An 8080-nucleotide genomic window follows, 5' to 3' on the forward strand; every position below is an offset into this window, starting at 1 on the left:
GGCTCTGGTGACTTCCTTTCCGCTACCCCGTCCTCCGCCTACTGAGCTCGCCTGGACGTTCTGCCCGGAGGACACGTCGGTGCCGCGCGGCACGGTCCAGCCGTGGGCGACTGTCGTGCCGGCGGCGTTCTTCAGCAGCCAGGGCAGCCTGGTCGTGGCGCCGGTGACCAGCGTGGCGTTCTTGGGACCGGCGGGCAGATAGGCGACCTGGTTCACCCTGACCCGGGGCCCGGTGTCGGGTTCGTAGACCTCCGGGGGGACACCGCCGAGGAGCGAGACGTCGTCGAGGCAGAACCGCCAGGCGTCCGCGCCGCCGCCGACCTGGAAGGCGACCTGTGCCCGGGCGGTGTCGACGGGCGAGGTGAAGGTGTAGGAGTAGCCGTCCCCGGTGACGCTCAGCTGCGGGCCGACCTCGTACCAGGTGTCGTACGGCGACACCTGCAGCCCGACGATCGCGCGTACCACGTTGCCCTCGGGCGAACCCGACGCCTTGAAGGCGAACCTGTACGACTCGCCCTTGACCAGGGTGATGTCGTTCTGCCCGACGGTCGCGTCCCAGCGGTTGGCGGTGCCGCCTGGCACATCGGCGCACAGCCGCCCGTCGGAGCGGCCCGCGGTGACGTTGCCCGTCGTCCACCAGGAGTCGGTGGTGGTGTCGAAGGTGCCGTTCCTGATCTGCTCGGCCTCGTCGGCCCCGGCCCGGCCGGACGGCAGTGCGGTGAACGCGGCCGCGAGAAGGGCCGTCACGGCGAGCAGGGCGGTTCTGCGTCGTTTCATGTCGGGCTCCTCGGAAGTCGGGTCCTCCGGACAGGGGATGGGAGCGCTCCCAATTGCGGACGCAGGCCATGCTGTTCCAGACATGACACCCCGTCAACGGTCCGGACGGGACTGGCCGGGACCAATACGCGTCATCTCCCGCCATGTGTCCCCTCACATGTCCCGTCCGGACCGACGCGGCTCCCCTACACGTCGAGGCGGCTGATGCGCACCGCCCCCCTGGCCTCACCGGGATACGCGCTGGTGAGCGTCAGCCGGATCCCCGCACCGCTCACCGGCCCGAAAGTGATCACCGTCGGGGCGTCCGACGCGGTCGCCCAGTCGACCGTCGCCCCCTCCACCGGGACATACGCACGGCCGTCCCACACCGCGGCCTCGACCGAGGCGGGCAGTGTGTGCGTCGCGTCCACGGTGAAGGAGACCGCGACCCGGTCGAGGGTGCGCGTGCGCCCGAGGTCGACCGAGACCCAGTCCTTCGGGCGGGCCCCGCCGAAGGCGGGCAGCAGCGCCGTCGCCGACTTCGTGAAGGCGTTGGACCAGCCCGTCGCCGGGTCACCGTCGAGCATCGCGGCCGGGAGGGTGTCGGCGCGGCCGGAGTAACTCGCGTCCGCGAGAGGGTAGTCCGGGGGCGCCGGGAAGTCGGGCCGGAAGCCGGGGGCGGGGGTGCGGGCGACCGAGTGCGCGGGTGTGGTGCGCACGGTCGCGGTGCCCTTGCGCAGACCGTCCACGCGTGCCGTGACCTCGAGCCTGCCCGCCCGGGTGCCGGACCGCACGATCGCGAGGGCCTTGCCGTGGAAGGCGGTTCGCGTGCTGGCCTGGTAGCGCTCGGCGCTCTCCTCGCGGCCGTTGTCGAGCCCGGCCAGGGAACCGCCGGACACGTCGAAGGCGATGAGGTGCTCGGCGTCGGGCACGACCACCCCGTGGGCGTCGACGATGTCGGCCGTCACGAAGACCAGTGAACGGCCGTCGGCGGCGAGCGACTTGCGGTCCGCGGTGAGCCTTACGGCGTGCGGGGCACCGGCCGTGCGCAGGGCGTCCGTGGCGACCGCCTTGCCGTCCCGCCGGGCCACCGCCTTAAGCTCCCCCGGCTCGAACGGGACCTTCCAGGTGAGGTGCAGCTTGCCTGCGCTGCCGTTCGGACTGGTGTAACTGCCGGGGTAGGGACCACCGGTGACGGTCTTGTCGTCGCCGCTGGGCTCGGTGGTCTCCAGATAGGCGCGGCCGTCGGTCGTCGTCTTGGTGTCGAACTCCCGGACGCCCAGGGACTTCCCGTTGAGGAACAGCTCGACGGACGGGACGTTCGCGTACGCCCAGACCTCCACGGTGTCCCCCGCCTCGTGGTTCCAGGTCATGGGAACCAGGTGCACCATCGGCTCGGTCACCCACTGGCTGCGGAAGAGGTGGTACATGTCCTTGGGGAAGCCGGCCGTGTCGACCGCCCCGAAGAAGGACGCCTTGACGGGGAAGACGTTGTACGGCGTGGGCTCCCCGATGTAGTCGATGCCGGACCACAGGAACTGCCCGGCGAACCACTTCCGGTCCCGGTCCTTCTTGTGCCCGTACTCGCCGCTCATCGTCCAGGAGGCGAGGTTGTTGTCGTACGAGGAGGTCGCGCGCCTGCCCGGTGTGTGGTTCTCGCCGGTGTTGAGGTGCTCCGGCTCCTGGTAGGCGCCGCGCGTGGACGTCTCGGACGACGACTCCGACTCGAAGAGGAACAGGTGCGGGTAGGCGGCGTGCAGGGCGTCGACCGATTTCGCGGTGTTGTAGTTCAGGCCGAGGCCGTCCAGTCTGGCCAGCATCAGATCGGCCGCCGAGCCCCTGGCCGGTACCGAGCGGTACTTGTCCGAACCGATGACGAGGGGCCGGGTGTCGTCGGCGGCCTTGATGGCGCCGATGATCCGGTCGGCCATCGCGAGCCCGGCCGTGCTGGTGGAGTCGGGGATCTCGTTGCCGATGGACCACAGCACGACGGCGGGCGAGTTGCGGGCCGCGAGGACCATCTCGGTGGCGTCCCGCTCGCACCACTCGTCGAAGAACCGGCCGTAGTCGTACCGGGTCTTGCCGGTCCGCCAGCAGTCGAACGCCTCCACCATCATCACGATGCCCAGCTCCTCGCAGACCTGGATCATCTGCGGCGAGGGCGGGTTGTGGGAGGTGCGGAAGGCGTTGACGCCCATCGACTTCATGATGGTCATCTGCCTGCGCACCGCGTCGACGCTGATCGCCGCCCCCAGGGCGCCCTGGTCGTGGTGCAGGTCGACACCCTTGATCTTGGTGTGGGTGCCGTTGAGGGAGAAGCCCTCGTCCGGGTCGAAGCGGAAGCCGCGGATACCGAACACGGTGCGGTACGTGTCGGTGGTCGCGCCGGCCACCCTGAGTTCGGTCTCCAGGGTGTAGCGGTGCGGAGCGTCGAAGTGCCACAGCCGGGGCCGGGGGACGGTGAGTTCGTGGGTCTCGCCCGCCCGGCCGGTGACGGTCACCGTGGAGGAGGTACGGGCGACCGTGTGTCCGTCTGGGCCGACGATCCGGGAGCGCACCTCGACGTCCGCACCGGCGCCGGACTCGTCGACCACGTCCGTCCGTACCCGGACGAGGGCGCGCTCGGCGGTGATGTCGGGCGTGGTGACGAAGGTGCCCCAACGCGCCACGTGCACGGGTTCGGTGACCACGAGGCGGGCCTCGCGGTAGATGCCGCTGCCCGAGTACCAGCGGCTGCTGGGCAGCCGGTTCTGGACCTTGACCGCGATGACGTTCTCGGTGTCGCCGTCGGTGTGCAGCAGGTCGGTGAGGTCGAGGGCGAAGCCCGTGTAGCCGTAGGGGTGACGGCCCACCTCGGTGCCGTTGCAGTGGACGTACGCGTCCATGTAGACGCCGTCGAACTCCACCGAGATCCGTTTGCCCGCGCAGGAGGGCGGCAGGGTGAAGGCGATCCGGTACCAGCCGAGGCCGCCGGGGAAGAACCCGGTGCCGCTGGTGGTGCCGTTGTCCGTGGTGGGGGTCTGCTCGATGCTCCAGTCGTGGGGTACCGCGACCTGACGCCAGGCCGAGTCGTCGTAGCCGGGGTCGGCGGCGTCCGCAAAAGCGCCGGCCGGGTCGGTGGTGCCACCCGGATCGACCAGCGCGAAGCGCCAGCCGTCCCGGAGCGGGACCGTGCGGCGTCCGCCGGCACCACCGGAGGTCTCGGCCGCCGACGCGCCCGGGGCGCCCAGGAACGTTCCGGCCGTCGGCGCTGCCGTGGCGGCGACCAAAACCGATCTGCGAGTGACCGTCATGACGACTCTCCCTCATCAGGGCTCAGAAGTACTCACAACTGATCGTGAACAAACAGATTCTGACGGTGCGCCACACACGGTCGTCAAGAGCACGGGGCCGTACATCTGTCCCTGGCGTCACATCGGCCGGATTCGCCCCTTGACCGCCCGGCCGCGTCGCCGGGAGTCGCCGTTCGCGGAAGAGGCGGACGCACTAGGCTGGAACACAAGTGACGCACCTGTTCACTGTGAGTGTGCGCTTGGGAGTGGCGACGATGAGCCCGGACTATCCGTTCGACGACGCGGCTACGGCCCGGGCTGTCATCGACGTCGACGGCACGCTGGTCGAGTGGAACGAGGGGGCCCGGCGGCTGCTCGGCCACTCGGCCGCCGAGGTGGTGGGCCGCCCCGCGGCGGAGTTGCTGGCCGACGACGGCGACCCGGCCGCGCCCTCCGGTCCGCGCTGGGCGGGCACGCTCGACCTGCGCCACCGGGACGGCCGTACGGTGTCGGTGTGGCTGCTGGCCCACCACCGGCCGCCGCACGACGGCCGCCCCGCCGACTGGCTCGTGGTCACCCCGCTGGAGGGCGGCCGTCCGCCGGCCCCGGACGATCCGCTGGCCGGCGCCGTGCTCACCCAGTCCCCGTGCGCCGTCGCGGTGTACGACGACCGGCTCCGGCTGTCCGCGATGAACGCGGCGATGGCCGAGGTCGTCGGCCTGCCCGCCGAGCGCATCCAGGGGCTGCGGCTGTCCGAGATCGGCGGCCGCTCGCAGAGCGAGGACCTGGAGAACAGCGCGCTACGGGTACTCACCACCGGCAGGCCGCTGGACGTCCAGACCTTCGTGCACCCCGGCGGGGCGGACCGGGCCCACGCCTGGCTGGCCCGGATGGCGCCGGTCACCGACGCCGAGGGGCGAGTGCGCGGAGTGTGCCTGGCCGCACACGACGTCACCGAAAACCACCGGGCCCGGGAGCGGCTGCAACTGGTCAACGAGGCGAGCGTCCGCATCGGCACCACCCTCGACGTCACGCGGACGGCGCAGGAACTCGCGGAGGTGTGCGTGCCGGCGCTCGCCGACTTCGTCCGCGTCGACCTGCTGGACCCGCAGGAGGACGGCAGCGAGCCCCCCGCGCGCATCCCCCTGCCGGTCCCGCTGCGCCGCGCCGCCCACCACTCGGTGCTCCGGGGCGCCCCCGAGGCGGTGGTCAGACCCGGCCACGTCGAGGTCTATCCCGCCTCCTCCCCGCAGGCCGAGTCGCTCACGGCCGGCCGCACGGTCGTGGTGTCGGTTCCCGCCGACATCGCGCAGTGGCTGGCCGCCGACACGGCGCGGGGCGAACGGGCGCGGCAGTTCGGCATCCACAGCGTGATGTCCGTGCCGATCCGGGCCCGTGGAGTGACCCTGGGGGTCGCCGTGCTGGCCCGGCACCGGCGCCCGGACCCCTTCACCCCGGACGACGTCCTGCTCGCCGAGGAGATCACCGCCCGCGCCGCCGTCTGCGTCGACAACGCCCGCCGCTACTCCCGTGAGCGCGAGACAGCCCTCGCCCTCCAGCGCAGTCTGCTCCCCCGGTCGCTGCCCCGCACGGCCGCGGTGGAGGCCGCCTCCCGCTATCTGCCGGCGGCGCGAGCCGGGGTGGGCGGTGACTGGTTCGACGTGATCCCGCTGTCCGGGATGCGGGTCGCCATGGTCGTCGGGGACGTCGTCGGCCACGGCGTCCAGGCCTCGGCCACCATGGGCCGGCTGCGCACCGCCGTACGCACCCTCGCGGACATCGACCTGGCCCCGGACGAGCTGCTCACCCACCTCGACGACCTGGTGATCCGGCTGTCCGACGAGTCCGGCGACAGCAGCCCCGGAGAGGTCGGCGCCACCTGCCTGTACGCCGTGTACGACCCGGTGTCGCGGCGCTGCACCATGGCCCGCGCAGGCCATCTCCCTCCGGTGCTGGTCCCGCCCGGCGGCCCGCCCCGGCAGCTGGACCTGCCCGCCGGTCCCCCGCTCGGTCTGGGCGGGCTGCCGTTCGAGTCCGCCGAGATCGAGCTCGCCGAGGGCAGCGTGCTCTCGCTGTACACGGACGGTCTGATCGAGGCCCTCGACCGGGACGTCGACACCGGTCGCCGGCTGCTGCACGAGGCCCTGTCGGCGTACGTGGACTCCCTGGACGAGACCTGCGACCGGATCCTGCGGGTACTGCTCCCGACGGGCGGCGCCCACGACGACGTGGCCCTGCTGCTCGCCCGCACCAAGGGGCTGCCCGCCTCACGCGTTTCGACCTGGGACATCCCCGCGGACCCGGCGCTCGTCGCGCCGATCCGCAAGCAGGTCGTGGAGCAGCTGGACACCTGGGGGCTGAGCCAGGCCGCCTTCACGACGGAACTGGTGGTCAGCGAACTGGTCACCAACGCCATCCGATACGGCTCGCACCCGATCCGGCTGCGGCTGATCCACGACGCGAGCACCCTGATCTGCGAGGTGTCCGACACCAGTCACACGGCCCCGCACCTGCGCCGCGCCAAGACCTGGGACGAGGGTGGGCGCGGGCTGCTCCTGGTCGCCCAGCTCACCCAGCGCTGGGGCAGCCGGCACACGGCCGAGGGCAAGACGATCTGGGCGGAGATCGCGCTGTACGAGGAGGAGTAGCCGTACCCCGGGACGAGCGCCGCTCAGCGGCCCGGCGGCGCGGTCAGGACGCGGTCAGCCAGGGCCGTACCTGCTTGCGGGCCTCGTGCAGCCGGGACTTGAGGGTCCCCAGCGGGATGCCGACGCGCTCGGCGACCTCGGCGTACTCCAGCTGGCAGATGTCGCGGTAGACCAGCGGCGCCACCAGGTGGGGGTGCTCGCGCTCCAGGCGGTCCAGCGCCTCGAGCAGGTCGACCCGCGAGCCCGCGATCACGCTGGTCGTTCGGGGGTCGACATACTGCGACGGCTCGATGGAGCCGGGCTGTTCGGCCGCACGCCGCTTGAGCTCGCGGTACTTCTGGCGGGAGCAGTTGGCGACGACCGTGTAGAGCCAGGTGCCGAAGCGGCTGCGGCCCTCGAAGGTGGAGATCTTCCGGGCCACCTGGAGCAGCACGTCCTGGGCGGCCTCCTCCGCGTCCTCGCGGCAGGGCAAAAAGCGCCCACACCGCCGGACGACCTCGGGCCGGACCTCGGTCAGCAGCTGGTCAAGGGCCGCCGCGTCGCCCGCGGCGGCGCGCCGGGCGAGGTCTTCGGTCAGCGCCGCGTCGTGCACGCCAGGTCCCCCTCGGTGTCGATCTCAGGGCAGGCATGATAGTCGCATGCAATCCCCGGAGCGGATCGGCCGCTACCGCCTCGAACGGCCCTTGGGCAGCGGTGCCTTCGGCACCGTGTGGCTCGCCCACGACGATGTGCTGCAGGCCCCGGTGGCCGTCAAGGTGCTCGCCGACAACTGGTCGCACCGGCTCGACATCCGCGACCGGTTCCTGTCCGAGGCGCGGCTGCTGCGCCAGGCCGACTCCAACCGGGTGGTGCAGGTCTACGACATCGGGGAACTGCCGGACGGCAGGCCGTACTTCGTGATGGAGTACGCCGACGCCGGCACCCTCGCCGACCGGCTGGCCGCGGGGCCGCTCCCGGTGCCCGAGGCGCTGCGGCTGACGGCACTGGCCGCCCGGAGCGCGGCGGCGCTGCACGAGGCGGGCATCGTGCACCGGGACATCAAGCCGAGCAACATCCTGCTGCGCACGGCGCCGGACGGCACCCATCGCGTCCTGCTCGCCGACCTGGGGCTGGCCAAGAGCCTGGCGCAGGCCTCGGGGCTGACCCTGGCCGCCGGTTCGGCCGGGTACCAGCCGCCCGAGCAGGCGGAGCCCGGCGCGGGCATCGACGCGCGCGCCGACGTCTACAGCCTGGGCGCGGTCGGCTACGAGCTGGTCACCGGGACCGTGCCGGGCGCGCCGGGCCGGGCCGCAGGGTGCGCCAGACGGCGTCGGGGGGCAGCCGTTCCGCCTCGTCGAGGTCGAACGCGCAGGTGCTGGAGAGCCAGCGGCGGGCGGCCTCGCCGGCCGGGCCCATGACCAGGAC

General features: G+C 72.3%; 4 protein-coding genes and 1 pseudogene. 2 read left to right on the forward strand and 3 right to left on the reverse strand.

Translation table 11 applies throughout. The annotated features are described in order from the left end of the window. Positions 1 to 777, reverse strand: a 777-nt coding sequence (locus ACFW2E_RS35265; protein ID WP_384472570.1) for a cellulase N-terminal Ig-like domain-containing protein, incomplete at its 3' end; no start/stop codon positions are given. Positions 778 to 962: 185 nt separating this feature from the next. After that, positions 963 to 4049 carry a glycoside hydrolase family 2 TIM barrel-domain containing protein gene (locus ACFW2E_RS35270; RefSeq protein ID WP_384472573.1) on the reverse strand — a complete coding sequence of 1029 codons (3087 nt, stop codon included), beginning with the start codon at positions 4047 to 4049 and terminating at the stop codon, positions 963 to 965. A 254-nt stretch (positions 4050 to 4303) separates the two neighbouring features. Between ACFW2E_RS35270 and ACFW2E_RS35275 the strand changes: the two genes are divergently transcribed. Then, positions 4304 to 6676 (forward strand): SpoIIE family protein phosphatase, encoded by a 2373-nt coding sequence (locus tag ACFW2E_RS35275; RefSeq protein WP_384472576.1) that lies wholly within the window; start codon positions 4304 to 4306, stop codon positions 6674 to 6676. A 43-nt stretch (positions 6677 to 6719) separates the two neighbouring features. Here the strand turns inward: ACFW2E_RS35275 and ACFW2E_RS35280 are convergent, their stop codons facing one another. Then, positions 6720 to 7268 carry an RNA polymerase sigma factor gene (locus ACFW2E_RS35280; protein WP_384472579.1) on the reverse strand — a complete coding sequence of 183 codons (549 nt, stop codon included), beginning with the start codon at positions 7266 to 7268 and terminating at the stop codon, positions 6720 to 6722. A 46-nt stretch (positions 7269 to 7314) separates the two neighbouring features. On the opposite strand from ACFW2E_RS35280, the pseudogene ACFW2E_RS35285 reads away from it, so the two are divergent. Continuing rightward, positions 7315 to 8019: pseudogene (locus tag ACFW2E_RS35285) on the forward strand (serine/threonine-protein kinase); the annotation flags it as partial. Positions 8020 to 8080: the final 61 nt, after the last annotated feature.

The organism is Streptomyces sp. NPDC058964 (assembly GCF_042741275.1).
Lineage (GTDB): Bacteria > Actinomycetota > Actinomycetes > Streptomycetales > Streptomycetaceae > Streptomyces.